The organism is Streptomyces sp. NPDC041124, from assembly GCF_055592385.1.
Window position 1 is genome coordinate 13,063 of sequence record NZ_JBVIYR010000002.1, and the last position, 22,688, is coordinate 35,750.

At 71.2% G+C, this 22,688-nt stretch carries 22 protein-coding genes; 9 read left to right on the forward strand and 13 right to left on the reverse strand.

Annotation, left to right across the window (positions count from 1 at the left end; all coding sequences use genetic code 11):
• Positions 1-35: 35 nt before the first annotated feature.
• Entirely contained in the window at positions 36-2,573 is a 2,538-nt protein-coding gene (locus tag ACZ6A9_RS04420) for an ABC transporter ATP-binding protein/permease (protein WP_468978082.1), read from the reverse strand.
• A gap of 241 nt (positions 2,574-2,814) precedes the next feature.
• Here ACZ6A9_RS04420 and ACZ6A9_RS04425 point away from each other — a divergent pair, with 241 nt between their 5' ends.
• Entirely contained in the window at positions 2,815-4,548 is a 1,734-nt protein-coding gene (locus ACZ6A9_RS04425; RefSeq protein ID WP_468978088.1) for a streptophobe family protein, read from the forward strand.
• 120 nt (positions 4,549-4,668) lie between these two features.
• Positions 4,669-5,877 (forward strand): phosphoserine phosphatase SerB, encoded by a 1,209-nt coding sequence (serB, locus tag ACZ6A9_RS04430; RefSeq protein ID WP_468978094.1) that lies wholly within the window; start codon positions 4,669-4,671, stop codon positions 5,875-5,877.
• A 61-nt stretch (positions 5,878-5,938) separates the two neighbouring features.
• On the opposite strand, the gene ACZ6A9_RS04435 is transcribed toward serB, so the two are convergent.
• The 4 genes from ACZ6A9_RS04435 to ACZ6A9_RS04450 all read right to left on the reverse strand — a co-directional run bounded on the left by ACZ6A9_RS04435 (position 5,939) and on the right by ACZ6A9_RS04450 (position 8,605).
• Positions 5,939-6,457: a SixA phosphatase family protein gene (locus tag ACZ6A9_RS04435; protein ID WP_468978100.1), complete on the reverse strand. Its 519-nt coding sequence runs from the start codon at positions 6,455-6,457 to the stop codon at positions 5,939-5,941.
• A 65-nt stretch (positions 6,458-6,522) separates the two neighbouring features.
• On the reverse strand, positions 6,523-6,729 hold the full coding sequence (locus tag ACZ6A9_RS04440) for a hypothetical protein (RefSeq protein WP_468978107.1): 207 nt from the start codon (positions 6,727-6,729) through the stop codon (positions 6,523-6,525).
• 186 nt (positions 6,730-6,915) lie between these two features.
• Entirely contained in the window at positions 6,916-7,032 is a 117-nt protein-coding gene (locus tag ACZ6A9_RS04445) for an SGM_5486 family transporter-associated protein (protein WP_468978111.1), read from the reverse strand.
• Between the two features lie 241 nt (positions 7,033-7,273).
• Entirely contained in the window at positions 7,274-8,605 is a 1,332-nt protein-coding gene (locus ACZ6A9_RS04450) for a CynX/NimT family MFS transporter (protein WP_468978118.1), read from the reverse strand.
• Positions 8,606-8,678: 73 nt separating this feature from the next.
• Here ACZ6A9_RS04450 and ACZ6A9_RS04455 point away from each other — a divergent pair, with 73 nt between their 5' ends.
• Entirely contained in the window at positions 8,679-9,371 is a 693-nt protein-coding gene (locus tag ACZ6A9_RS04455) for a FadR/GntR family transcriptional regulator (protein WP_468978126.1), read from the forward strand.
• A gap of 59 nt (positions 9,372-9,430) precedes the next feature.
• Here the strand turns inward: ACZ6A9_RS04455 and fabI are convergent, their stop codons facing one another.
• From fabI to ACZ6A9_RS04475, 4 genes are all read right to left on the reverse strand, one after another.
• Positions 9,431-10,198 (reverse strand): enoyl-ACP reductase FabI, encoded by a 768-nt coding sequence (gene fabI, locus ACZ6A9_RS04460; RefSeq protein WP_468978133.1) that lies wholly within the window; start codon positions 10,196-10,198, stop codon positions 9,431-9,433.
• A 5-nt stretch (positions 10,199-10,203) separates the two neighbouring features.
• Entirely contained in the window at positions 10,204-10,908 is a 705-nt protein-coding gene (fabG, locus tag ACZ6A9_RS04465; protein ID WP_468978138.1) for a 3-oxoacyl-[acyl-carrier-protein] reductase, read from the reverse strand.
• A 159-nt stretch (positions 10,909-11,067) separates the two neighbouring features.
• Positions 11,068-11,466: a PIN domain-containing protein gene (locus ACZ6A9_RS04470; protein ID WP_468978143.1), complete on the reverse strand. Its 399-nt coding sequence runs from the start codon at positions 11,464-11,466 to the stop codon at positions 11,068-11,070.
• Between the two features lie 5 nt (positions 11,467-11,471).
• Positions 11,472-11,756 carry a type II toxin-antitoxin system Phd/YefM family antitoxin gene (locus tag ACZ6A9_RS04475; RefSeq protein WP_386522671.1) on the reverse strand — a complete coding sequence of 95 codons (285 nt, stop codon included), beginning with the start codon at positions 11,754-11,756 and terminating at the stop codon, positions 11,472-11,474.
• 264 nt (positions 11,757-12,020) lie between these two features.
• Here ACZ6A9_RS04475 and ACZ6A9_RS04480 point away from each other — a divergent pair, with 264 nt between their 5' ends.
• The 3 genes from ACZ6A9_RS04480 to tyrS all read left to right on the forward strand — a co-directional run bounded on the left by ACZ6A9_RS04480 (position 12,021) and on the right by tyrS (position 16,270).
• Positions 12,021-13,544, forward strand: a complete 1,524-nt coding sequence (locus tag ACZ6A9_RS04480) for a TldD/PmbA family protein (protein WP_468978153.1) — start codon at positions 12,021-12,023, stop codon at positions 13,542-13,544.
• Positions 13,541-14,935, forward strand: coding sequence for a metallopeptidase TldD-related protein (locus tag ACZ6A9_RS04485; RefSeq protein WP_468978159.1), 1,395 nt, complete (start codon positions 13,541-13,543; stop codon positions 14,933-14,935). Before ACZ6A9_RS04480 ends, ACZ6A9_RS04485 begins: the two co-directional genes overlap by 4 nt.
• Before the next feature lie 66 nt (positions 14,936-15,001).
• The gene (tyrS, locus tag ACZ6A9_RS04490; protein ID WP_468978165.1) at positions 15,002-16,270 is read left to right on the forward strand and encodes a tyrosine--tRNA ligase; all 1,269 of its coding nucleotides are present in this window, start codon (positions 15,002-15,004) and stop codon (positions 16,268-16,270) included.
• 70 nt (positions 16,271-16,340) lie between these two features.
• On the opposite strand, the gene ACZ6A9_RS04495 is transcribed toward tyrS, so the two are convergent.
• Positions 16,341-16,625, reverse strand: a complete 285-nt coding sequence (locus ACZ6A9_RS04495) for a GlsB/YeaQ/YmgE family stress response membrane protein (RefSeq protein WP_468978171.1) — start codon at positions 16,623-16,625, stop codon at positions 16,341-16,343.
• Positions 16,626-16,871: 246 nt separating this feature from the next.
• On the opposite strand from ACZ6A9_RS04495, the gene ACZ6A9_RS04500 reads away from it, so the two are divergent.
• Both ACZ6A9_RS04500 and ACZ6A9_RS04505 read left to right on the forward strand, forming a co-directional pair.
• On the forward strand, positions 16,872-17,267 hold the full coding sequence (locus tag ACZ6A9_RS04500; RefSeq protein ID WP_468978177.1) for a DUF3099 domain-containing protein: 396 nt from the start codon (positions 16,872-16,874) through the stop codon (positions 17,265-17,267).
• 224 nt (positions 17,268-17,491) lie between these two features.
• Positions 17,492-17,713: a hypothetical protein gene (locus ACZ6A9_RS04505; protein WP_190096022.1), complete on the forward strand. Its 222-nt coding sequence runs from the start codon at positions 17,492-17,494 to the stop codon at positions 17,711-17,713.
• A 24-nt stretch (positions 17,714-17,737) separates the two neighbouring features.
• On the opposite strand, the gene moaA is transcribed toward ACZ6A9_RS04505, so the two are convergent.
• The 3 genes from moaA to ACZ6A9_RS04520 form a co-directional block, all read right to left on the reverse strand.
• Complete coding sequence (gene moaA / locus ACZ6A9_RS04510; protein WP_468978180.1) at positions 17,738-18,727, reverse strand: GTP 3',8-cyclase MoaA; 990 nt, start codon at positions 18,725-18,727, stop codon at positions 17,738-17,740.
• Between the two features lie 159 nt (positions 18,728-18,886).
• Positions 18,887-20,515 (reverse strand): solute symporter family protein, encoded by a 1,629-nt coding sequence (locus ACZ6A9_RS04515; protein WP_468978183.1) that lies wholly within the window; start codon positions 20,513-20,515, stop codon positions 18,887-18,889.
• Complete coding sequence (locus ACZ6A9_RS04520; RefSeq protein ID WP_468978189.1) at positions 20,512-20,868, reverse strand: DUF485 domain-containing protein; 357 nt, start codon at positions 20,866-20,868, stop codon at positions 20,512-20,514. The genes ACZ6A9_RS04515 and ACZ6A9_RS04520 overlap by 4 nt, the downstream gene beginning before the upstream one ends.
• 266 nt (positions 20,869-21,134) lie before the next feature.
• Between ACZ6A9_RS04520 and ACZ6A9_RS04525 the strand changes: the two genes are divergently transcribed.
• On the forward strand, positions 21,135-22,664 hold the full coding sequence (locus ACZ6A9_RS04525) for a S8 family serine peptidase (RefSeq protein ID WP_468978193.1): 1,530 nt from the start codon (positions 21,135-21,137) through the stop codon (positions 22,662-22,664).
• The last annotated feature ends 24 nt before the right edge of the window (positions 22,665-22,688 follow it).

The following is a 22,688-nucleotide window of genomic DNA, read 5'->3' on the forward strand; positions in this document are numbered from 1 at the left end:
ACGGGGTGCCGCCCTTCGGGGCCTCACGGCGCGGGTTACTTGCGCATGACCTCGGGCTCGTGGCGGCGCAGGAAGCGGGCCACGAAGAAGCCGCAGACCACGCCGAGGACGATCAGCGCGCCCATGTCCATCGCCCAGGCGCCGACCGTGTGCTCCCACAGCGGGTCGGTGTCGCCGGCCGTCTCCGGCGGGCTGATCCTGTTGAAGTCCAGCGTGGCGCCCGACGCGGCGACCGCCCAGCGCGACGGCATCAGGAACGAGAACTGGTTGACGCCGATCGAGCCGTGCAGCGCGAACAGGCAGCCGGTGAAGACGACCTGGACGATCGCGAACATCACCAGCAGCGGCATGGTCTTCTCGGCGGTCTTCACCAGCGAGGAGATGATCAGGCCGAACATCATCGAGGTGAAGCCGAGCGCCATGATCGGTACCGAGAGCTCCAGCAGCGTGAAGCCGCCGAAGACCAGGCCCTCCTCGGGGAGCTCCCGGCTGGAGAAGCCGATCACACCGACGAGCAGGCCCTGCAGCACGGTGATCATGCCGAGCACGAACACCTTCGACATCAGGTACGCCGAGCGGGACAGGCCGGTGGCGCGCTCCCGCTCGTAGATGACCCGTTCCTTGATCAGCTCACGCACGGAGTTCGCGGCGCCCGCGAAACAGGCGCCGACGGCGAGGATGAGCAGCACCGTGGTCGCCGTGCCGTTCGGGACGATGCGGCCGCTCTGCGGGTTCGGCGGATTGGGCAGCAGACCCTTGTCCGGCTCGATGAGCAGGCTGACCGCGCCGAGGACGGCCGGCAGGATCACCATCAGGGCCAGGAAGCCCTTGTCGGAGACGATCACCGAGACGTAGCGCCGCACCAGGGTGACGAACTGCGACATCCAGCCCTGCGGCTTCGGCGGCTTCATGGCCTGCATCGCCGGAACCTGTACGGACTGCGGCGCGACCGCGTCGATGTCCGCCGCGTACATCTGGTAGTGCTGCGAGCCCTTCCAGCGGCCCGCCCAGTCGTAGTCGCGGTAGTTCTCGAAGGCGGAGAAGACATCGGCCCAGGTGTCGTAGCCGAAGAAGTTCAGCGCCTCCTCGGGCGGGCCGAAGTAGGCGACCGAGCCGCCCGGCGCCATCACCAGCAGCTTGTCGCAGATCGCCAGCTCGGCCACCGAGTGGGTGACGACGAGGACGGTCCGGCCGTCGTCGGCGAGGCCGCGCAGCAGCTGCATGACGTCGCGGTCCATGCCCGGGTCGAGGCCGGACGTCGGCTCGTCCAGGAAGATCAGCGACGGCTTGGTGAGCAGTTCCAGCGCCACGGAGACACGCTTGCGCTGGCCGCCGGACAGGGAGGTGACCTTCTTGTCCTTGTGGATGTCCAGCTTGAGCTCGCGCAGCACCTCGTCGATGCGGGCGTCACGCTCGGCGGCGGTGGTGTCGGCGGGGAAGCGGAGCTTGGCCGCGTACTTCAGGGCCTTCCTGACGGTCAGCTCCTTGTGCAGGATGTCGTCCTGCGGGACCAGACCGATGCGCTGGCGCAGCTCGGCGAACTGCTTGTAGAGGTTGCGGTTGTCGTAGAGGACCTCGCCCCGGTCGGCGGGCCGGTAGCCGGTGAGCGCCTTGAGCAGGGTGGACTTGCCGGAGCCGGACGGGCCGATGACCGCGATCAGCGACTTCTCGGGGACGCCGAAGGAGACGTCCTTGAGGATCTGCTTGCCACCGTCGACCGTGACGGTCAGGTGGCGGGCGGAGAAGGACACCTCACCGGTGTCGACGAACTCCTCGAGCCGGTCGCCGACGATCCGGAACGTCGAGTGACCGACGCCCACGATGTCGGTGGGGCCGAGCAGTTGGGAGCCGCCCTTGGTGATCGGCAGACCGTTGACGTACGTGCCGTTGTGCGAGCCGAGGTCGCGGATCTCCATGCGGCCGTCGGGCGTGGAGTGGAACTCGGCGTGGTGGCGGGAGACCTGGAGGTCGGAGACGACCAGGTCGTTCTCCAGGGCGCGGCCGATGCGCATCACGCGCCCGAGGGAGAACTGGTGGAACGTGGTGGGACTGCGGTCGCCGTAGACCGGCGGCGCCCCCGCGCCACCACCGGGGCCCTGCTGCTGCGGGATGTGCGGCGCGGGCCGCTGCGGTGCCGCGTGCTGCTGAGGCTGCTGCCAGCCGGACTGCTGGGCCGGCTGCTGCTGCGGCGCCTGCTGCTGCGGCGCCTGCTGGGCCCAGCCGGCGTTCGCGCCCTGGGCGGCGTACGGCTGCTGCGGCTGGGCCTGCGGTACGGCGGCCCCGGCGCCGGTGAGGGTCACGCGCGGCCCGTCGGTCGCGTTGCCCAGGTTCAGCACCGTGTCGGAGCCGAACTCCAGATGGTGGATCCGTTGTCCCTGCACGAACGTGCCGTTGGTGCTGCCGTGGTCCTCGATGACCCAGCTGCGCCCGTTGAAGCTGATCGTGGCGTGACGCCAGGAGACCCTGGCGTCGTCCAGCACGACGTCCCCCTGCGGATCACGTCCGAGGGTGTAGGCCCTGGACGGATCGAGCGTCCAGGTCCGTCCGTTTGATTCCAGTACGAGTTCCGGCACTCCATGCCCCACTGAGTTGTCCCCCGAATTTCCCCCATCGCAGGGAGTCTAGGGATGTCGAACATCGGGGGGAACTATTTCAGGCTCGTCCCCGTGACCGAAAGCCGGGCCTTGTCACGAGCGCGCACCAACGCATCGACGGGGATGCGTCGGCGGGGTTGAAATCGGCCCGGAGAGTGGTAAACCACGCGAGGGGGACAGGAACGGTGTTCTTGCCGCGCCGCGGATCGGGGGGTCTGCCATGAGTGCTGCCACGGGCGTCGGCACTACGGGGCCGGGTCGGCGCGTGCCGTGGGTCGACGTGCTGGTGTCCGCGGTCGCCGCGGTGAGCTGGGCACTGATCGGGATGGCGGGGACCGCGGCGCTCGGGCTGCGGCTGCTGGACGCGGACACGGCCGGTTCGCCGGGGCCGATGACCGTGGCCGTGGTGGCGCTGGGGGCGGGGGGTGCGGTCACGCCGTCCGGTGACCTGTCCGCCCACGGGCTGTCGGGCGCGGAGGTCCGCACGGCCGTCGACTTCACGCCACTGGGCGTGAGCCTCGTCGGTGCGCTGCTGCTGTCGTACTTCTTCCTGCGCTCCCTGCGGGCGGCGGGAGTTGCCGTCTCCCCCGCCGAACTCCTCGCCCGCGCGGGGGTGGTGGTCGCGCTGTTCACGGCGCTGACGGGCGGGCTGGTCCGGGCCGGTCACGGCGTGGTCACCGTCGACGGGGGCGCGCTGGGGCTGGAGGCCCTGCCGGGCCCGGGTGGCGACGAGGTCGAGATCCCGGGGCTCGGGGACGTCGGGGGGCTGCTGCCGGACCGGGCCGGTGATCTCGTCGACGCCTCGGCGTCCGTCGGGTTCACCGTCGACACGGTGCCGACGCTGCTCGGGGGTCTGGGCTGGTCGGCCGGTGTGCTGCTGGCGGCGCTGCTGGCTTCCCGCCGTACGCCGCTGCCGCACGGCTGGGACGCCGTGCACCGGGCGGTACGGCCGGCGGTGTCCGCCGTCGTCACGGTGCTGCTGGTGGCGGTGGCGGCGGGGTACGCCGCGGCGGGATACGCGGCGATCGGCGACGGCCATCCGCGGCGGATCGCGGGGGCGGCGCTGCTGGCGACGCCGAACGGGGTGTGGCTCGGGATCCCGGCCGGTCTGTTCGTGCCGTGGGACGGGAGCGCCGGCGGGCCACTGCTCGGGGTGCTGCCGCATCCCGTGGACAAGCTTCTGCGGGCGGGCCAGGACCGGCCCGTGACGCTGGGGCGGCTGGCCGAGCTCGACGGGCGGGTGTGGCTGCTCGGGGTGGCCGCCGTACTGGCGATGCTGCTGGCGGGGGTGCTGACGGCGGTGCGGACGCCGGTGTCGGCGGAGCGGGCGGCGGTGTCGGCGGAGCGGGCAGCGGAAGCGGCGCGGGCGGCGGGTTTCGCGGGGCGGTGCGCGCTGCGTCTGGGCGTCGCCACGGCGGTGACACTGCCGCTGCTGGTCCTGCTCACGGTGGTGTCCGTGGACGCCTCGGTGTCCGTGCCGGGCTTCGACGCCTTCGACGCGGGCATCGAGCTGCGCGGGCGGCTCGGCATGGCGCTGCTGCTGGGGGCGCTGTGGGGTGCGGGTGCGGGGGCGGCGGGTGCGCTGCTGGCCCGGGCGAGCGGGGCCGCGGGGGCACGGGTCGCGGTTCTGGCACGGGGTGACAGGGCGGCGGCGGGGGCCGTCGGGGAACGGGGGGAGGCCCGGCGGGCGGGTCCGTACGCGCCGGGGGTTCCTTTCCGGCCGCCGAACCGGGACACCAATCCGTATCTGCGGGTGCCGCCGGCTCGTGGTGGCGGTGAGGTCGACATCTCGGGCGCGCCCACCGTCATCGGGCCCGTCGGGCCCGTCGGGCGGAGGCGTGGCCCTCGGGGCGGGGAGGACCGGAGCGGTGGGGAGCGGCCGCCGCTGTGGCCGGACGAGGGGCCACCGCCACCGCCTCCAGCTGCGCCGCGTGAGTCGGAGAGCGGGCGGTGATTCGCGGGTGCGGTCGGCCCCGCCGTGACCGGCTCCTTCGAGGGAAAGCCGGGTGTTGCTGTCCGGGTGGCGGACCTCGGGAGCGCTGGGCACTGGGTGCCGGATACGGTGGGAGGCACCATGAGCGCATCGCAGACCTCCGACGTTCCCACCCTCCTGGTCAAGATCTTCGGCAAGGACAGGCCGGGCATCACCGCCGGCCTCTTCGACACTCTCGCCGCCTACTCGGTCGACGTGGTCGACATCGAGCAGGTCGTCACCCGTGGCCGCATCGTGCTCTGCGCACTGGTGAGCGAGCCTCCCGAGGGCCTGGAAGGCGATCTGCGGGCCACCGTCCACAGCTGGGCGGAGTCGATGAAGATGCAGGCGGAGATCATCTCCGGCAGGGGCGACAACCGCCCGCGCGGGCTCGGCCGGTCGCTGGTCACGGTGCTGGGCCACCCCCTCACCTCGGAGGCGACGGCGGCGATCGCCGCACGGATCACGAAGGCCGGCGGCAACATCGACCGTATCTTCCGGCTGGCCAAGTACCCGGTCACGGCCGTGGAGTTCGCGGTGTCCGGCGTAGAGACGGAACCTCTGCGCACGGCGCTGGTGACCGATGCCGCCAGGCTCGGTGTCGACATCGCCGTGGTCGGGGCGGGACTGTACCGGCGGGCGCAGCGCCTCGTCGTCATGGACGTGGACTCCACGCTGATCCAGGACGAGGTGATCGAGCTCTTCGCCGCGCACGCCGGCTGCGAGGACGAGGTCGCCGGGGTGACGGCGGCCGCGATGCGCGGGGAACTGGACTTCGAGCAGTCGCTGCACGCGCGCGTGGCGCTGCTGGAGGGACTGGACGTGTCCGTGGTGGACAAGGTGCGCAGCGAGGTGCGGCTGACGCCGGGCGCCCGCACCCTGATCCGTACGCTCAAGCGCCTGGGCTATCAAGTGGGTGTGGTGTCCGGCGGGTTCACCCAGGTCACCGATGATCTGAAGGAGCGGCTGGGGCTGGACTTCGCCCAGGCCAACACCCTGGAGATAGTCGACGGGAAGCTGACCGGCCGGGTGACCGGCGAGATCGTGGACCGGGCGGGCAAGGCGCGGCTGCTGCGCCGGTTCGCCGCGGAGGCGGGGGTGCCGCTGTCGCAGACGGTGGCGATCGGTGACGGGGCGAACGACCTGGACATGCTGAACGCGGCGGGCCTCGGTGTCGCCTTCAACGCCAAGCCGGTGGTCCGTGAGGCCGCGCACACGGCGGTGAACGTGCCCTTCCTGGACACGGTCCTCTATCTGCTGGGCGTCACGCGGGAAGAGGTCGAGGCCGCCGACACGCTCGAGCTGGACTGAGACGCGGGGCAGGGGCCCGGCACCGGTGGACGCCGGGTGCCGGGCCCTGGCGTGTCAGGTGTCACTCGGTCGGCGTCCAGTAGTCGACCAGGGTGCCGACGCCGGGCTCGAGGGACTTCCAGGAGCCGGTGAAGGACAGGACGGCGAAGGCGGCGGCGGGGTAGCCGAGGCGGCTCATGCGCGCGCGGGTGTCTCCCTCGGACTCGCCCGCCAGGATGTCGGCGAGCCCCTGGATGCCCGGGTTGTGGCCGACCAGGAGGACGTTCTGCGCGTCGTCGGGGGTTTCGTTGAGCAGGGCGATCAGCTCGCCGGGCGAGGCCTCGTAGATCCGCTCCTCATAGACGGTTTTCGGCCGCTGCGGGAACTCGTGGACCGCGAGTTTCCAGGTTTCGCGGGTCCGTACCGAGGTGGAGCACAGGGCCAGGTCGAAGGAGATGCCGGTGTCGGCGAGCTTGCGTCCGGCGACCGCGGCATCCGTGCGGCCCCGCTCGGCGAGGGGGCGCTCGTGGTCGGACACCGGTGGCCAGTCGGCTTTCGCATGCCGGAAAAGGGCGATCCTGCGGGGTTCTGCGACGCTCATGTAGCTCAGCTTCGCACGAAACAGGCCACGGGGCGCAGGGAGTTGACCGGCACCGTCGAAGGTGTTCACCGGGCTATGAGCTGCTGCGCGCGCTCGACGAGGTGGGCGATGACGGGTTCACCGGCTGCCCCGTGGGCGTCGGCGGGGTTGAGGATCAGGGTGAGCAGTGCCGCGAAGGCGAGGGCGGGCAGGACCAGGGCCCACCAGGGCAGCCGGGTGTCGGCGCCGTCCCGGGGGGCCGGGTGGGGCCGGGTGTGCGTGTGCGCCGACATGAGGGCCTCCGCTCTTCGTGTGTCCGTGACCCGCCGTCGCGGCCACATCTCGAAGGTACGGATCGTGCGGGTCTCAACCCATCCGGTGATCCACCCACTTGACCCTGAGCCTGGCCCCCTAAGGGACAGGGGTGCCAGCACCACCATGGCCGGTACCGACGCCGTAGGACGGGGCACAGGGGGCCGTCACGGCGCGAGGACGGTCGCGATCACGCCGATGACGATGAAGATGGCGAAGAACGTGGCGAAGACGAGCAGCAGCTTGCGCTGGCCGTTCTGCGGGTTCGGGTCGAGGACTGGCATGCGGCCAGTCTCGCATCCCGACGGGCCGCTGTGCGCTTCGGGGGCGTGGCGCGAGTGGTCTGCCGGGTGGGCCGGCTGCCCGGCGGCCCGCGGGCCCCAGCGGGGTCCGGGGTGGTCCGGAGGACTTCCCCGGCCGTGGAGGTGCCGGCTTTTTCCGCCCCCGCCGCCCCTTCCCGTCCCGTCCCTGGGGGCTGCGCCCCCAGACCCCCGTTTGCGCAGTTCCCCGCGCCCCTTGGGGGGGTCAGCGAGTCGTCTCGTCCTCCACCGTGCGGTCGCGGCCGGCGAGGACGCCGACGACCGTCTGCGGGATCATCAGGCCGGCCATCAGGGCGAGCGGCAGCCCCCAGCCTCCGCTGTGCTGGTAGAGCACGCCCACGAGGAGCGGGCCGGGGATGGAGATCAGGTAGCCGGTGCTCTGGGCGAACGCGGACAGCTGGGCCACTCCCCCGCTGGTCCTGGCCCGCATGCCGACCATGGTGAGCGCCAGCGGGAAGGCGCAGTTGGCGACGCCCAGCAGCACGGCCCAGAGCACGGCGCCGGCGGCCGGAGCCACGTACAGGCCCGCGTATCCGGCGAGGCCGCTCGCACCGAGCACGAGCACGATCGGGCCCTGGTGGGGAAGCCGGGCGGCCAGGCGCGGTATGACGAAGGCCAGGGGCACGCCCATCACCATGGTGACCGCGAGGAGCAGGCCCGCCGTGCCCGCGGGGACGCCCGCGTCCCGGTAGATCTGCGCCATCCAGCCCATGGTGATGTACGCGGCGGTCGCCTGGAGGCCGAAGAAGACCGCCAGCGCCCACGCGGTACGGCTGCGGGTGATGCGCAGGGCGGGCGCCTCGGTGGGAGCCCGCATGTCGCGCGGGGGGCCCTCCCCGTCCCGTGCCGGTGCGTGCTCGGCCGGCGTCGCGCCCCGTTCCCGTGCGAAGGCGAGCCACGGCAGTACGGCGGCGGCCGCCAGGCCCGCCCAGACGGCGAGGCCGGACCGCCAGTTCCCTCCGAGCGCGTCGGTCACCGGCACGGTCACCGCGGCCGCCGTGGCGGTGCCCAGGGCCAGGGCCATGGAGTAGAGGCCGGTCATGGATCCGACCCGGTCGGGGAACCAGCGCTTGACGATGACCGGCATCAGGACGTTGCTGACGGCGATGCCCATCAGCGCGAGGGCGCTGGTGGCCAGGAACGCCGCCGTGCCGCCCACGTACGGGCGTATCAGCAGACCGGTGCCGATGGCGGCCATGCCGGCGCAGACCACCGCTCCGGCGCCGAAGCGGCGGGCCAGGCGGGGTGCGGTGACGCCGAAGACGGCGAAGCAGAGCGGGGGCACGGAGGTGAGGAGGCCGGCCACGGTGCCGCTCATGCCGAGGCCGTCGCGGACCTCTTCCAGCAGTGCGCCCAGGCTGGTGATGGCGGGGCGCAGGTTCACCGCGGCCAGCACGATGCCGGCGACGAGCAGCCGTGTCCGCCAGGCGCGTCCCGTTCCGCCACCGGTGGACCCCCGGGCTGCGGACGCGCCCGGCGTGCATGCGGTCGTGGACGTGGGCGTCCGGGTTTCCTCGCGAGCCATGATGCCCATCATAGAATCATGGGATGATTGGTTGTCCATGGCGGAAAGGGCGCCGTACGGGGTCCCGGGCGTGCGAAGGTGTGTCATGCCTTTGAGTCATCCGCGCCGTTCGGCGCTGTCCGAGCAGGTCATCGCCGCACTGCGGGCGCAGATCACCTCGGGCGAGTGGCCGGTCGGCACACGCATCCCCACCGAACCGGAGCTGGTCGAGCAGCTGGGAGTGGCCCGCAACACGGTCCGCGAGGCCGTCCGCGCGCTGGCGCACAACGGGCTGCTGGACATCCGCCAGGGTTCGGGGACGTACGTGGTGGCCACGAGCGAGCTGGCCGGCGTGATGCACCGCCGTTTCGCCGACGCCGACCCCCGGCACGTCGGCGAGCTGCGTTCCACCCTGGAGTCGTCGGCGGCCCGGCTGGCCGCCGAGCGGCGCACGGAGAAGGACCTCAGGCAGATCGACACCCTGCTGCGGCGCCGGGAGGAGGCCTGGGAGTCGGGGGACGCGGAGGCGTTCGTGGCGGCGGACGCCACGTTCCACCTGGCGGTCGTGGCCGCCTCGCACAACGACGTGATGACCGCCGTGTACGCGGATCTGAGCGAGGTGCTGCGGGACTGGCTGCGCGGCGACGTGGGCGGGGACATGTCGCCCGCGGCGCACATGGACCACGGGCGGCTGGTGGACGCGATCCGCGCGGGTGACGCGGCGGCGGCGGCCGGGGAGGCCGCCTCCTATCCGTTCGTGTGCCGTCCGGGGCGGTTCGGTCCGCCCTCCGCCGGCTGAGCGCGGCGTGCAGAGGGCCCGCGTCCCTTCGGGGACGCGGGCCCTGGTGCGGCGTACGGTCAGGCGCCGATGGCGTGCAGACCGCCGTCCACGTGGACGATCTCGCCCGTGGTCTTCGGGAACCAGTCGCTCAGCAGGGCGACGACACCGCGGCCGGCCGGCTCCGGGTCCTTCAGGTCCCACTCCAGGGGGGCACGGGTGTCCCAGACGGAGGCCAGCTCGGCGAAGCCCGGGATGGACTTGGCGGCCATCGAACCGATGGGGCCCGCCGAGATCAGGTTGCAGCGGATCTTCTGCTTGCCCAGGTCGCGCGCCATGTAGCGGTTGGTCGCCTCCAGGGCGGCCTTCGCCGGGCCCATCCAGTCGTACTGCGGCCAGGCGTACTGCGCGTCGAAGGTGAGGCCGACGACCGAGCCGCCGTTCTGCATCAGCGGCAGGCAGGCCATGGTCAGCGACTTCAGGGAGAACGCCGAGACGTGCATGGCCGTGGCGACCGACTCGAACGGCGTGTTGAGGAAGTTGCCGCCGAGCGCGTCCTGCGGGGCGAAGCCGATGGAGTGGACGACGCCGTCGAGGCCGCCGAGCTCCTCACCGACCACGTCGGCCAGCCGGCCCAGGTGCTCGTCGTTGGTGACGTCGAGCTCGATGACCTTGGTGGGCTTCGGCAGCTTCCTGGCGATGCGCTCGGTCAGGGTGGGCCGCGGGAACGCGGTCAGGATGATCTCCGCACCCTGCTCCTGGGCCAGCTTGGCGGTGTGGAAGGCGATGGAGGACTCCATCAGCACACCGGTGATCAGGACGCGCTTGCCCTCGAGGATTCCGCTCATGGTGTTCAGTGACCCATTCCCAGTCCGCCGTCAACGGGAATGACGGCTCCAGTGATGTACGAGGCGTCGTCCGAGGCCAGGAACCGCACGGCCGCGGCGATCTCCTCGGGCTGCGCGTACCGGGCGAGCGGCACCTGCGCCAGGATCTTCGTCTGCTGCTCCCCGGTGAGCTCCCGGGTCATGTCGGTGTCGACGAATCCGGGGGCGACGACGTTGAAGGTGATGTTCCGCGAACCGAGCTCACGGGCGAGGGAGCGGGCGAAGCCGACCAGGCCGGCCTTGGAGGCGGCGTAGTTCGCCTGCCCCGCGGAGCCGAGCAGGCCGACCACGGAGGAGATCAGGACGACGCGGCCCTTCTTGGCACGCAGCATGCCGCGGTTGGCCCGCTTGACGACCCGGAAGGTGCCCGTGAGGTTGGTCTCGACGACCGAGGTGAAGTCCTCCTCGGACATCCGCATCAGCAGCTGGTCCTTGGTGATGCCGGCGTTGGCGATCAGGACCTCGACGGGGCCGTGGGCCTCCTCGATCTCCTTGTAGGCCTGCTCCACCTGCTCGGTGTCGGTGATGTCGCATCTGACGGCGAGGAAGCCGGCCGGCGGCTCACCCGAGCGGTACGTGATGGCGACCTTGTCGCCGGCGTCGGCGAACGCGCGGGCGATGGCGAGGCCGATGCCCCGGTTGCCTCCGGTGACGAGAACCGAGCGGCTCAACGGATCACCCTTTCGATAGCGGTTCTTTCCCCGCCCGAGCACCCGGACGACGGGCGGCGATGACGGACGGCCTACCCGAAAACCTATCGGTCCGCCCCCGCCCCGGGACATTGGGGCACCGACAGTGGCGCTCGCGGCCTCCTGTCGGGTTCCTACAGTTCAGTCCCCGCGGCAGTCCGGCATACCGGGCGCGTGGGCCGGGAGCCCTTCGGCGCGCGCGGTCTCCAGCATCCTGCGGTCGTAGGTCACCACGGCGGTCAGGTCGTCCCGCAGGGACACGGCGCTGGCCACGTGGATCGCGTCCGACGTCCTCAGGCGCCCGACCAGCAGAGCCGCCGCGTCACGGACCTCCCGGGTGAGGAGGATTTCGGTGATCCGGGCGTCCAGGTCCTCCATGACCTTGGGGAAGTGCCCCATCAGGTCCAGGTTCCGTACGGTTTCCACGAAGCCGAGCGTGCTGGTGGCGAGCGGTTCCCTGGCCCGTTCCCGGAGGAAAACGTCCAGCGCGCCCCAGTGACTGCGCCGGGTCATCCAGATGACCAGCGCGGACGTGTCCATGTAGATCAACGGTCGTCCTCTTCACGCTCGGCCAGCAGGAGCGCCACGGGATCGACGTCATCCGGCACCTCGTAGTGCGGCATGCTGTGGCGCTCGGCGGCGGTGACCGGCTTCAGCTTGATCTTCCCCTGCGCCACCAGGTGCGCGTACCGCTCCATGGGACTGCCGGCCGGTGACAGTATCGCGATCACGTTCCCGTGCCGGGTGACCTCGATCGCCTCACCCTTCTCGACCCGGGCGAAGACCGCGCTGGGGTTGTACGAGAACTCGCGGACGGAGATGGTGCTCATACCGTGTCCCCTCACTGCAGGCAGGTTGTGGGTACATATCCCTGAGGTACCTACAAAGCAGCTACAGCGGGGGAACGGTTCCCGTACCCGCCCGCCGGTCCGCGCCCGCGATCCCTACCTCTGCCCGCCCTCGCCGTACGTCCTTCTGCCCCACCCCTTCCCCGCTCCTGCGGTCCGGGCATTTCAGGGGAGCCCGACGCGTGAGACATGGTTCACTGCCTGACGATGGCCACTACAGGCAAGCCCCGAAGGGATCCCCTACCCGTGCCCCATGACATCGATCAGTCATTTCTGGCACTCCCCCTGCGCGCCCTCGCCGATGCCGCCCTCGCCCGTGCGCGGGCGCTGGGGGCGGAGCACGCGGACTTCCGCCTGGAGCGGGTGCGCAGCGCGTCCTGGCGGCTGAGGGACGCCAAGCCCGCCGGGTCGTCCGACACCACCGACCTCGGGTACGCGGTGCGCGTGGTGCACGGCGGGACGTGGGGGTTCGCGTCCGGGGTGGATCTGACCCTGGACGCCGCCGCGAAGGTCGCCTCGCAGGCGGTGGCGATGGCGAAGCTGTCCGCGCAGGTGATCCGGGCGGCCGGGTCCGACGAGAGGGTCGAGCTGGCCGAGGAGCCGGTGCACGCGGAGAAGACGTGGGTGTCGTCGTACGAGATCGATCCGTTCACCGTGCCCGACGGGGAGAAGGCCGGGCTGCTGGCCGAGTGGAGCGCGCGGCTGCTGGCGGCGAGCGGGGTGGACCACGTCGACGCCTCGCTGCTGACCGTGCACGAGAACAAGTTCTACGCCGACACCGCCGGGACCGTGACGACGCAGCAGCGGGTGCGGCTGCACCCGGTCCTCACGGCCGTGTCCGTCGACGACTCCAGCGGTGAGTTCGACTCGATGCGCACGATCGCGCCGCCCGTCGGCCGCGGCTGGGAGTACCTGACGGGCACGGGCTGGGACTGGGACGACGAGCTGGCGCGGATCCCGGAGCTGCTCGCCGAGAAGATGCGGGCGCCGAGCGTCGAGGCGGGGCTGTACGACCTGGTGGTGGACCCCTCCAACCTGTGGCTGACCATCCACGAGTCGATCGGGCACGCCACCGAGCTGGACCGTGCGCTCGGCTACGAGGCGGCGTACGCGGGCACCTCGTTCGCCACCTTCGACCAGCTGGGGAAGCTGAAGTACGGCTCCGAACTGATGAACGTCACCGGTGACCGCACCGCCGAGCACGGCCTGGCGACCGTCGGCTACGACGACGAGGGTGTCGAGGCGCAGTCCTGGGACCTGGTGAAGGACGGCACGCTGGTCGGCTACCAGCTGGACCGGCGGATCGCGAAGCTGACCGGGTTCGAGCGGTCCAACGGGTGCGCGTTCGCGGACTCCGCCGGTCATGTGCCGGTGCAGCGCATGGCGAACGTGTCGCTGCGGCCGGATCCGGCGGGGATGTCGACGGAGGACCTGATCGGGGGCGTGGACCGGGGCATCTACGTGGTCGGTGACCGGTCGTGGTCGATCGACATGCAGCGCTACAACTTCCAGTTCACCGGTCAGCGCTTCTACCGGATCGAGAACGGGCGGCTGGCGGGGCAGCTGCGGGACGTCGCCTACCAGGCCACGACGACGGACTTCTGGGGCTCCATGGCGGCGGTCGGCGGCCCGGGGACGTACGTCCTGGGCGGTGCCTTCAACTGCGGCAAGGCCCAGCCGGGGCAGGTCGCGGCGGTCTCGCACGGCTGCCCGTCCGCCCTGTTCAAGGGAGTCAACATTCTGAACACCACGCAGGAGGCCGGTCGATGAGCGCGCGAACCACCAAGCCGCACGAGATCGTCGAGCGCGCGCTCGAACTGTCCCGGGCCGACGGCTGTGTCGTGATCGCCGACGAGGAGTCGACCGCCAATCTGCGCTGGGCGGGCAACGCGCTCACCACGAACGGTGTGACGCGCGGGCGGACGCTCACCGTGATCGCCACGGTCGACGGCGCGCAGGGCACGGCCTCCGGGGTGGTGTCCCGGTCGGCGGTCACCGTCGACGAGCTGGAGCCCCTGGTGCGGGCCGCCGAGGCCGCCGCGCGGGGCGCGGGTCCGGCCGAGGACGCGCAGCCGCTGGTCGCGGGGGTGGCCCCCTCCCCCGAGTTCACCGAGCCGCCCGCGGAGACCTCCTCCGCGGTGTTCGCCGACTTCGCCCCGGCGCTGGGCGAGGCGTTCGCCCGCGCGCGGGCCGGCGGCCGGGAGCTGTACGGCTTCGCCAACCACGAGCTGGTCTCCAGTTACGTGGGCACGTCGGCGGGGCTGCGGCTGCGGCACGACCAGCCCAACGGCACGCTGGAAGTGAACGCCAAGTCGCCGGACCGCACGCGGTCGGCGTGGGCGGGGCGTTCCACGCGGGACTTCAAGGACGTCGACCCGACGGTGCTCGACGCCGAGCTGGCCGTGCGGCTGGGCTGGGCCGAGCGGCGGCTTCAGCTGCCGGCGGGCCGGTACGAGACGCTGCTGCCGCCGTCCGCGGTGGCCGATCTGCTGATCTACCAGCTGTGGTCGGCCTCGGGGCGGGACGCGGCCGAGGGGCGCACGGTGTTCTCCAAGCCGGGCGGCGGCACCCGGGTCGGCGAGCGGCTGACCGAGCTTCCGCTGACCCTGCGCAGCGACCCGGACGAGCCGGGTCTGGAGTCGGCCCCGTTCGTGATCGCGCACTCCTCGGGCGGCGACCAGTCCGTGTTCGACAACGGGCTGCCGCTGACGGCGACCGAGTGGGTGCGGCAGGGCGAGCTGAACCGGCTGACGACCAGCAGGCACGGCGCGTCCCTGACCGGACTGCCGACCGCGCCCGCGATCGACAACCTGATCCTGGACGGGGGCGGGGACCGCTCGCTCAAGGAGATGGTCGCGACCACCGAGCGCGGTCTGCTGCTCACCTGCCTGTGGTACATCCGCGAGGTGGATCCGGCGACGCTGCTGCTCACGGGCCTGACCCGGGACGGGGTGTACCTCGTGGAGAACGGCGAGGTGACCGGTGAGGTCAACAACTTCCGGTTCAACGAGTCGCCGGTGGACCTGCTCGGCCGGGCGGCGGAGGCGGGCCGTACGGAGAAGACGCTGCCCAGGGAGTGGAGCGACTGGTTCACCAGGGCCGCGATGCCGGCGCTGCGCGTGCCCGATTTCAATATGAGCTCTGTCAGCCAGGGCGTATAACCTCGTAGGCATTCGCATGCGGCCGTCACCCGACCGGCCGTGGACCACCGAGGAGACACGAGAGACGTGACGGACATCGTCGACGAGCTGAAGTGGCGCGGGCTGTTCGCCCAGTCCACCGACGAGGACGCTTTGCGCAAGGCGCTCGCGGACGGTCCCGTCACGTTCTATTGCGGCTTCGACCCGACGGCTCCGTCGCTGCACGTGGGGCATCTGGTGCAGGTCCTCACGCTGCGCCGGCTCCAGCAGGCCGGTCACCGGCCGCTGGCGCTGGTCGGCGGGGCCACGGGCCAGATCGGTGACCCGCGCCCGACCGCGGAGCGCACGCTGAACCCGCCGGAGACCGTCGCGGGCTGGGTCGAGCGACTGCGTGGCCAGATCGAGCCCTTCCTGACCTTCGAGGGCGAGAACGCGGCCACGATGGTCAACAATCTCGACTGGACGCAGAACCTCTCCGCGATCGAGTTCCTGCGGGACATCGGCAAGCACTTCCGCGTCAACAAGATGCTGACGAAGGACTCGGTCGCCCGGCGTCTGGAGTCCTCCGAGGGCATCAGCTACACGGAGTTCAGCTACCAGCTGCTGCAGGCGATGGACTTCCTCCAGCTGTACCGGCGCTACGGCTGCACCATGCAGCAGGGCGGCAGCGACCAGTGGGGCAACCTCACGGCGGGCCTGGACCTGCTGCACCGGCTGGAGCCGGACGCAGCGGCCCACGCCTACGCGACACCGCTGATGACCAAGGCGGACGGCACCAAGTTCGGCAAGACCGAGGGTGGCGCCGTCTGGCTCGACCCGGAGATGACGACGCCGTACGCGTTCTACCAGTTCTGGCTGAACACGGACGACCGGGATATCTCCGGCTACATGCGGATCCTGTCCTTCCGGTCCCGTGCGGAGCTGGAGGAGCTGGAGCGGCAGACGGCGGAGCGTCCGCAGGCCCGTGCCGCCCAGCGCGCGCTGGCGGAGGAGCTGACGACGCTGGTGCACGGCGCCGACCAGACGGCCGCCGTGATCGCCGCGTCGAAGGCCCTGTTCGGGCAGGGCGAGCTGGGTGAGCTGGACGACCGCACGCTGGCGGCGGCGCTCTCCGAGGTGCCGCACGTCAAGGTGGCCGAGCTCTCGGCGGTGGTCGACCTGTTCGCCGAGGTGGGTCTGGTGGCGAGCAAGTCCGCCGCGCGGCGCACGGTGAAGGAGGGCGGTGCCTACGTGAACAACGTGAAGGTGACCGCCGAGGACGCCGTCCCCGCCGCGGAGGACCTGCTGCACGGGCGCTGGCTGGTGCTGCGCCGGGGCAAGAAGAACCTGGCGGCGGTGGAGGTCACGGCCGGCTGAGCCCAGGGCTCGCGAGGGGCGGTTCCCGGCGTGCGCCGGGGGCCGCCCCTCGCCGTCGTACGGCGGCGGGTCAGGCCCGTTCGCTCCGCTCCTTGTTGCGCTTCATCGTGGTGTACAGCATGTCCACGAAGAAGACGATCACGATCGCCGCGATCAGCTGGAAGATGTGCCGGCTCCAGTCGATGCCGCTCGTCGCCTCCACACCGAAGCCCCGTGCCAGGGCGTTGCCGGCGATGGCGCCGACCATGCCGCAGATGGTGGCCAGCCACAGCGGGATGTGCTGCTTGCCGGGGATCAGCACCTTGGCGATCAGACCCAGCACGAATCCCACGATGATCGCCCACAACCAGCCCATGGCTGCCTCCTCGTACGGCTTGACGCGAGCACTGCGACCAGTGTCGGCGGAGAGGCGGTACGCCGCATGTCGGGCGGGCCGTACGTGCTACGGCGCAGGCCGTGCGGTCCGGGCGGGGACCCCGACCCGGGCTCGTGACCCGGGCGGGGGCGGCGTACCGTGGACCTGTCCGGGCCTGCGTTCCCCGACCGGGGCACGGGACGGTCAGGACGGGGAGAGTCCCCTGCGGGCGGATGGTGGAATGTGATGCGGAAGCAGCGTGGCGGCGGCGTCGAGGTGTTCCGGATCACCGGCGCGCGGACGGGTCTGCAGGAGGATGTGCGCGCCCGCCAGCGCCGGTACGTGATCTCGATGGTGGTCCGTACGATCTCGGTCATCCTCGCGGCGACGCTGTGGAACGTGGAGCGGCATGTCGCGATCGTGGCGCTGGTGCTCGGCGCGGTCCTGCCGTACGTGGCGGTGGTGATCGCCAACGCCGGGCGCGAGAATGCGCCGTCCCTGCCGTCGACCTTCGTGACGACGCCGATGAAGCCGATGATCACGCCGTCGCGGACGAATGACGGTGCGGCGGAACCCGATGCGGAAGATGTGGCGTCAGGGCCGGTGCCGGGCGCACGAACGGAGCGGCCCGAGCGGTCGTGAAGATCCTGGCGTGACGGGGCAGGACGGCGAGCGGAAGACACTTCCCCGCCAAGCTCAAGAAAACCTCAGATCAATCATGTGCTTCCGGTGCCGGGGGCGGGGTGACCCGTGACATACTTCGTACGCGCTCCGCATCCCCCGTCGGAGCGACGGACCGACGCCGGGCAGCTCCCCCCGTGGCTGCTCGGCGTCGCCTTTTCCGTCCGGGTTAGGGTCGGCGTGTGATGGTCCCTGATCCCGAGACGCCGATCTGTTCCGCGAAGAGCTGCCGCGCCGCCGCCGTGTGGGTGCTCGCCTGGAACAACCCCAAGGTGCACACCCCCGAGCGGCGGAAGACGTGGCTCGCCTGCGAGGAGCACCGGGAGCATCTGTCGCAGTTCCTCGGGGTCCGGGGGTTCCTCAAGGACGTCGTCCGGTTCGAGGAGTGGGAGGCGCGGGGGGTCTGAGGCGGACCCCTCCACGAAGGACCCTCAGCCCCCGATCGCGGACATCGGCCGGTCCGGCTGGACGAAGGACGGGTCGTCCAGGCCCGCGCCGGCCTTCTTGCCCCACATGGCACGCTTCCAGATGCGGGCGATCTCCTCGTCGCCGGCGCCGGAGCGCAGGGCGGCCCGCAGGTCGGTCTCCTCGGTCGCGAAGAGGCAGGTGCGCACCTGGCCGTCGGCGGTGAGGCGGGTGCGGTCGCAGGCGGCGCAGAAGGGGCGGGTGACGGAGGCGATGACGCCGACGCGGTGCGGGCCCCCGTCGACCAGCCAGCGCTCGGCCGGTGCCGAGCCGCGGGCCTGCTCGCCCTCCGGGGTCAGCTCGAAGCGGGTGCGCAGCGAGGCGAGGATGTCACCGGCGGTGATCATGCCGTCGCGCTTCCAGCCGTGCTGGGCGTCCAGGGGCATCTGCTCGATGAAGCGCAGCTCGTAGTCGTGTTCCACGGCCCAGGCGAGGAGGTCGGGGGCCTCGTCGTCGTTGAGCCCCGGCATCAGGACCGAGTTGACCTTCACGGGGGTCAGGCCGGCCTCGCGGGCCGCGTGCAGGCCGTCGAGGACGTCCCTGTGGCGGTCTCGGCGGGTGAGGGTCTTGAACACGTCGGGGCGGAGGGTGTCGAGGGAGACGTTGACCCGGTCCAGGCCCGCCGCCTTCAGGGCCGTCGCGGTGCGCCGCAGCCCGATGCCGTTGGTGGTGAGGGACATCTGCGGGCGGGGTTCCAGGGCGGCGACGCGCTCGACGATGCCGACCAGTCCGGGCCGGAGCAGGGGCTCACCGCCGGTGAAGCGGACCTCCTCGATGCCGAGGGCGGTGACGGCGACGTCGATGAGGCGGACGATCTCCTCGTCGGTGAGCAGGTCTGGCTTGGCCAGCCACTGCAGGCCCTCCTCGGGCATGCAGTAGGTGCAGCGCAGGTTGCACCGGTCGGTCAGCGAGACCCTCAGGTCGGTGGCCACCCGGCCGTAGGTGTCGATGAGCATGTGGCCCCCTCCCTAGACGCGTGTTACTACCGTCCCGATACCTGCGAGCCTACGTGACACCGCCGACAACCCACAGCGACCCGGTGCGACGAAACGCGCGGCGGCCGCGCCGTGGGACCTTCGGGGTCCACGGCGCGGCCGCCGCGCGAGGGGTGGATCTCAGTGGGCGCCGGTGCCGGTGAGGGACCGGACCTCCAGCTCCGCGTATTTCTTGGCGTCCGGCTCCTCCTTGGACAGGACGGTGCCGAGCCAGCCCATCAGGAAGCCGAACGGGATGGAGATGATGCCGGGGTTCTTCAGCGGGAACCAGGCGAAGTCGACGTCCGGGAACATCGCCTTGGGGTCGCCGGAGACCACGGGCGAGAACAGCACCAGGCCGACGGCGACGATGAGACCGCCGTAGATCGACCACAGGGCGCCCTGGGTGGTGAACCGCTTCCAGAACAGGCTGTAGAGGATGGTCGGCAGGTTGGCGGACGCGGCGACCGCGAAGGCCAGGGCGACCAGACCGGCCACGTTCAGGTCGCGGGCGAGGGCACCGAGCGCGATGGAGACGACGCCGATGAGGACGGTCGCCCAGCGGGCCGCCCGCATCTCCTCCTTCTCGGTCGCCTGCCCCTTGCGGATGACGTTGGCGTAGATGTCGTGCGCGAAGGAGGACGACGAGGCGAGGGTGAGTCCGGCGACCACGGCGAGGATCGTCGCGAAGGCGACCGCCGAGATCGTGGCGAGCAGGATCGCGCCCCAGGCCGAGTCGATGCCGCCCAGGTGCAGGGCGAGCAGCGGCGCCGCGGTGTTGCCGGACGGGTTGGAGGCGATGATCTCCTCCTGGGAGATCAGCGCGGCGGCACCGAAGCCGAGGGCGATGGTCATCAGGTAGAAACCGCCGATGATGCCGATGGCCCAGTTCACGGACTTCCGGGCGGCCTTGGCGTTGGGCACCGTGTAGAAGCGGATCAGGATGTGCGGCAGACCGGCGGTGCCGAGCACCAGGGCGATGCCGAGGGAGATGAAGTCCAGCTTGGTGGTGCCGTCGGCGCCGTACTGGAGGCCGGGCTCGAGGAAGGCGTCGCCCTTGCCGCTGTTCTCGGCGGCGCTGCCCAGCAGGTCGGAGATGTTGAAGTTGAACTTCAGCAGCACCAGGAAGGTGATGAGGAGCGTGCCGCCGATGAGCAGCACGGCCTTGACCATCTGGACCCAGGTGGTGCCCTTCATGCCGCCGATGGAGACGTACACGATCATCAGGACGCCGACGAGGGCGACGATGAGGATCTTGCCCGCGTCGGAGGTGATGCCGAGCAGCAGGGAGACGAGGACGCCCGCGCCGGCCATCTGGGCCAGCAGGTAGAAGATCGACACGACGATGGTGGAGGTGCCGGCGGCGGTGCGCACCGGGCGCTGGCGCATGCGGTAGGCGAGGACGTCGCCCATCGTGTAGCGGCCGGAGTTGCGCAGCGGTTCGGCGACCAGGAGGAGCGCGACCAGCCAGGCGACCAGGAAGCCGATGGAGTACAGGAAGCCGTCGTAGCCGAAGAGGGCGATGGCGCCGGCGATGCCGAGGAAGGACGCGGCCGACATGTAGTCGCCGGAGACCGCGAGTCCGTTCTGGAAGGCGCTGAACTGCCGTCCGCCCGCGTAGAAGTCGGCGGCGTCCTTGGTCTGCCGGCCCGCCCAGACGGTGATGCCGAGGGTCGCCAGGACGAACAGCGCGAACAGGGTGATGATCAGCGCGCGGTGCTCGCTCGCCTCGTTCGCGGCGAGGGTGACATGGGTGATCGCGGGGCTCATGCGCCGCCCTCCATACGGGTCTTGATGGCCTCGGCCTTGGGGTCGAGCTTGGCCGCGGCGTGCCGGGAGTACCACCACGCGATGAGGAAGGTGGTGACGAACTGCAGTACGCCGAAGACGAAGGCGACGTTGATGTTGCCGAACAGCTTGGTGCCCATGAAGCCGCCCGCGTAGTTGGAGAGCAGCACGTAGAGCAGGTACCAGACGATGAAGGCGATGGTCAGCGGGAAAGCGAAGGAGCGGTGGGAGCGGCGCAGTTCACCGAACTCAGCGCTCTCCTGCACCTCGGTGAACTCCTCGGGTGTGGGGAGTTTGTGTTGTTCTGTCGAGGGGGGCGGTGCTTCGGCGGCCACGGAGTCTCCTCGCGGTGCGGTTGTTCGGGCGGGGACGGAAGGCGAGTGTCCTCGCGCTTCCTGCCCAAGGGCACGGCGCCACGCGAGGGGCGGTTCAACTGCCGGCGCTTCTTTTCCCCGGCCGTTTTGCGAAGCCGTTTCCCGCAAATGATTGCTGGCCAGCGAGCGCGCGGGATAACTTCACCCTGCACCACCCCCGTCATGTACCTGCCCGATCACCACCCGTGTCTCGGGCTGGTTTCGTTTCCGGATGTTGTGGAGATCCCATGGCTCATCTGCGTTCCAGACGCCGGCTCGCCCTCGCCGTGCCCGTCGTGCTGTCGCTGACCGCCTCGCTCGGCTTCCTGCCGGCGGCGGCCTCGGCGGCCCCGCAGGCGGTGTCGGCCGAGCAGGCGACGGACGCGCCCGCCCTGGCGTATGTCGTCAACACCAAGGCGGACCGCCACACGATCGCCTCGGTGAAGCGCGCGATCGCCGCTGCCGGCGGGACCGTCGTGGTCACGTACGAGAAGATCGGTGTGATCGTCGTCCACTCGGCGAACCCGGACTTCGGCAAGGAGATCCGCACGGCGCGCGGCGTGCAGTCGGCCGGTGCCACCCGTACCGCGCCGCTGGCCCCCGCCGGGACGACGGACGTCGGCGCCGCCGACTACGTGAGCGCCGCCGAGGCCGCCCGGACGACGGCCGCCTCCGCCGAGACCCCCGGCAGCGAGCCGCTCGAGGCCGACCAGTGGGACCTGCGGGCGATCGGCGCCGACAAGGCGGCGAAGATCAACCCCGGCAGCAGCAAGGTGACCGTCGCCGTGATCGACACCGGCGTCGACGACACCCACCCGGACCTGGCGCCGAACTTCTCCGCCTCCCAGTCGGCCAACTGCGTGGGCGGCAAGGCGGACACCAGCGAGGGCGCCTGGCGGCCGTACACGGCCGACGACTACCACGGCACGCACGTGGCCGGTGAGATCGCCGCGGCCCGCAACGGCATAGGCGTCGCCGGTGTCGCGCCCGGCGTGAAGGTGGCCGGCATCAAGGTCAGCGACCCCGACAGCGGCCTGTTCTACCCGGAGAACGTCGTCTGCGCGTTCGTGTTCGCCGCCGACCACGGTGTGGAGATCACCAACAACAGCTACTACGTGGACCCGTGGCTGTACAACTGCATGGACGACCCGGACCAGCGGGCGATCGTCGACGCGGTCAACCGGGCCCAGCTGTACGCGCAGAAGAAGGGCACCCTGCACCTCGCGTCGGCCGGCAACTCCAACCACGACCTGGCCTCGGACGCCATCGACGACGCGTCGAGCCCGAACGACACCACGCCGGTCGAGCGCACCATCGACCCGAGCGAGTGCTACGACCTGCCGACGCAGCTGCCGGGCGTGGTCACGGTCAGCGCGACGGGCGTGCAGAACCTCAAGTCGTACTACTCCACGTACGGCCACCGTGTCGTGGACGTCGCCGCGCCGGGCGGCGACCGTCGTTACCAGCTGCCGGACACGCCGTCGAAGGACGGCCGCATCCTGTCCACCATGCCGAACGGCCAGTACGCCTTCCTCCAGGGCACGTCGATGGCCGCGCCGCACGCCGCCGGTGTCGCCGCGCTGCTGAAGTCCAAGCACCCGTGGGCCTCTCCGGCCGCGCTGCAGGCGCTGCTGAAGGCCCAGGCGAACAACCCGGGCTGCCCGGAGACGTACGACCAGGACGGTGACGGCACGCAGGACGCGACGTGCGAGGGCGGCGACCGGGTCAACGGTTTCTACGGCTTCGGCATCGTCGACGCGCTGCGCGCCGTCAAGTGAGCGCGCGCCGCCGCGCGTCTCGTC

What these genes read in the sequence shown, in the direction of transcription:
- ACZ6A9_RS04425 (WP_468978088.1), top strand. Translation starts at nt 2,815, where the DNA reads ATGAGTGCTGCCACGGGCGTCGGCACTACGGGGCCGGGTCGGCGCGTG.
- serB (WP_468978094.1), top strand. Translation starts at nt 4,669, where the DNA reads ATGAGCGCATCGCAGACCTCCGACGTTCCCACCCTCCTGGTCAAGATC.
- ACZ6A9_RS04435 (WP_468978100.1), bottom strand. Translation starts at nt 6,457, where the DNA reads ATGAGCGTCGCAGAACCCCGCAGGATCGCCCTTTTCCGGCATGCGAAA.
- ACZ6A9_RS04440 (WP_468978107.1), bottom strand. Translation starts at nt 6,729, where the DNA reads ATGTCGGCGCACACGCACACCCGGCCCCACCCGGCCCCCCGGGACGGC.
- ACZ6A9_RS04445 (WP_468978111.1), bottom strand. Translation starts at nt 7,032, where the DNA reads ATGCCAGTCCTCGACCCGAACCCGCAGAACGGCCAGCGCAAGCTGCTG.
- ACZ6A9_RS04450 (WP_468978118.1), bottom strand. Translation starts at nt 8,605, where the DNA reads ATGATGGGCATCATGGCTCGCGAGGAAACCCGGACGCCCACGTCCACG.
- ACZ6A9_RS04455 (WP_468978126.1), top strand. Translation starts at nt 8,679, where the DNA reads ATGCCTTTGAGTCATCCGCGCCGTTCGGCGCTGTCCGAGCAGGTCATC.
- fabI (WP_468978133.1), bottom strand. Translation starts at nt 10,198, where the DNA reads ATGAGCGGAATCCTCGAGGGCAAGCGCGTCCTGATCACCGGTGTGCTG.
- ACZ6A9_RS04470 (WP_468978143.1), bottom strand. Translation starts at nt 11,466, where the DNA reads ATGGACACGTCCGCGCTGGTCATCTGGATGACCCGGCGCAGTCACTGG.
- ACZ6A9_RS04475 (WP_386522671.1), bottom strand. Translation starts at nt 11,756, where the DNA reads ATGAGCACCATCTCCGTCCGCGAGTTCTCGTACAACCCCAGCGCGGTC.
- ACZ6A9_RS04485 (WP_468978159.1), top strand. Translation starts at nt 13,541, where the DNA reads ATGAGCGCGCGAACCACCAAGCCGCACGAGATCGTCGAGCGCGCGCTC.
- ACZ6A9_RS04495 (WP_468978171.1), bottom strand. Translation starts at nt 16,625, where the DNA reads ATGGGCTGGTTGTGGGCGATCATCGTGGGATTCGTGCTGGGTCTGATC.
- ACZ6A9_RS04500 (WP_468978177.1), top strand. Translation starts at nt 16,872, where the DNA reads ATGCGGAAGCAGCGTGGCGGCGGCGTCGAGGTGTTCCGGATCACCGGC.
- ACZ6A9_RS04505 (WP_190096022.1), top strand. Translation starts at nt 17,492, where the DNA reads ATGGTCCCTGATCCCGAGACGCCGATCTGTTCCGCGAAGAGCTGCCGC.
- moaA (WP_468978180.1), bottom strand. Translation starts at nt 18,727, where the DNA reads ATGCTCATCGACACCTACGGCCGGGTGGCCACCGACCTGAGGGTCTCG.
- ACZ6A9_RS04515 (WP_468978183.1), bottom strand. Translation starts at nt 20,515, where the DNA reads ATGAGCCCCGCGATCACCCATGTCACCCTCGCCGCGAACGAGGCGAGC.
- ACZ6A9_RS04525 (WP_468978193.1), top strand. Translation starts at nt 21,135, where the DNA reads ATGGCTCATCTGCGTTCCAGACGCCGGCTCGCCCTCGCCGTGCCCGTC.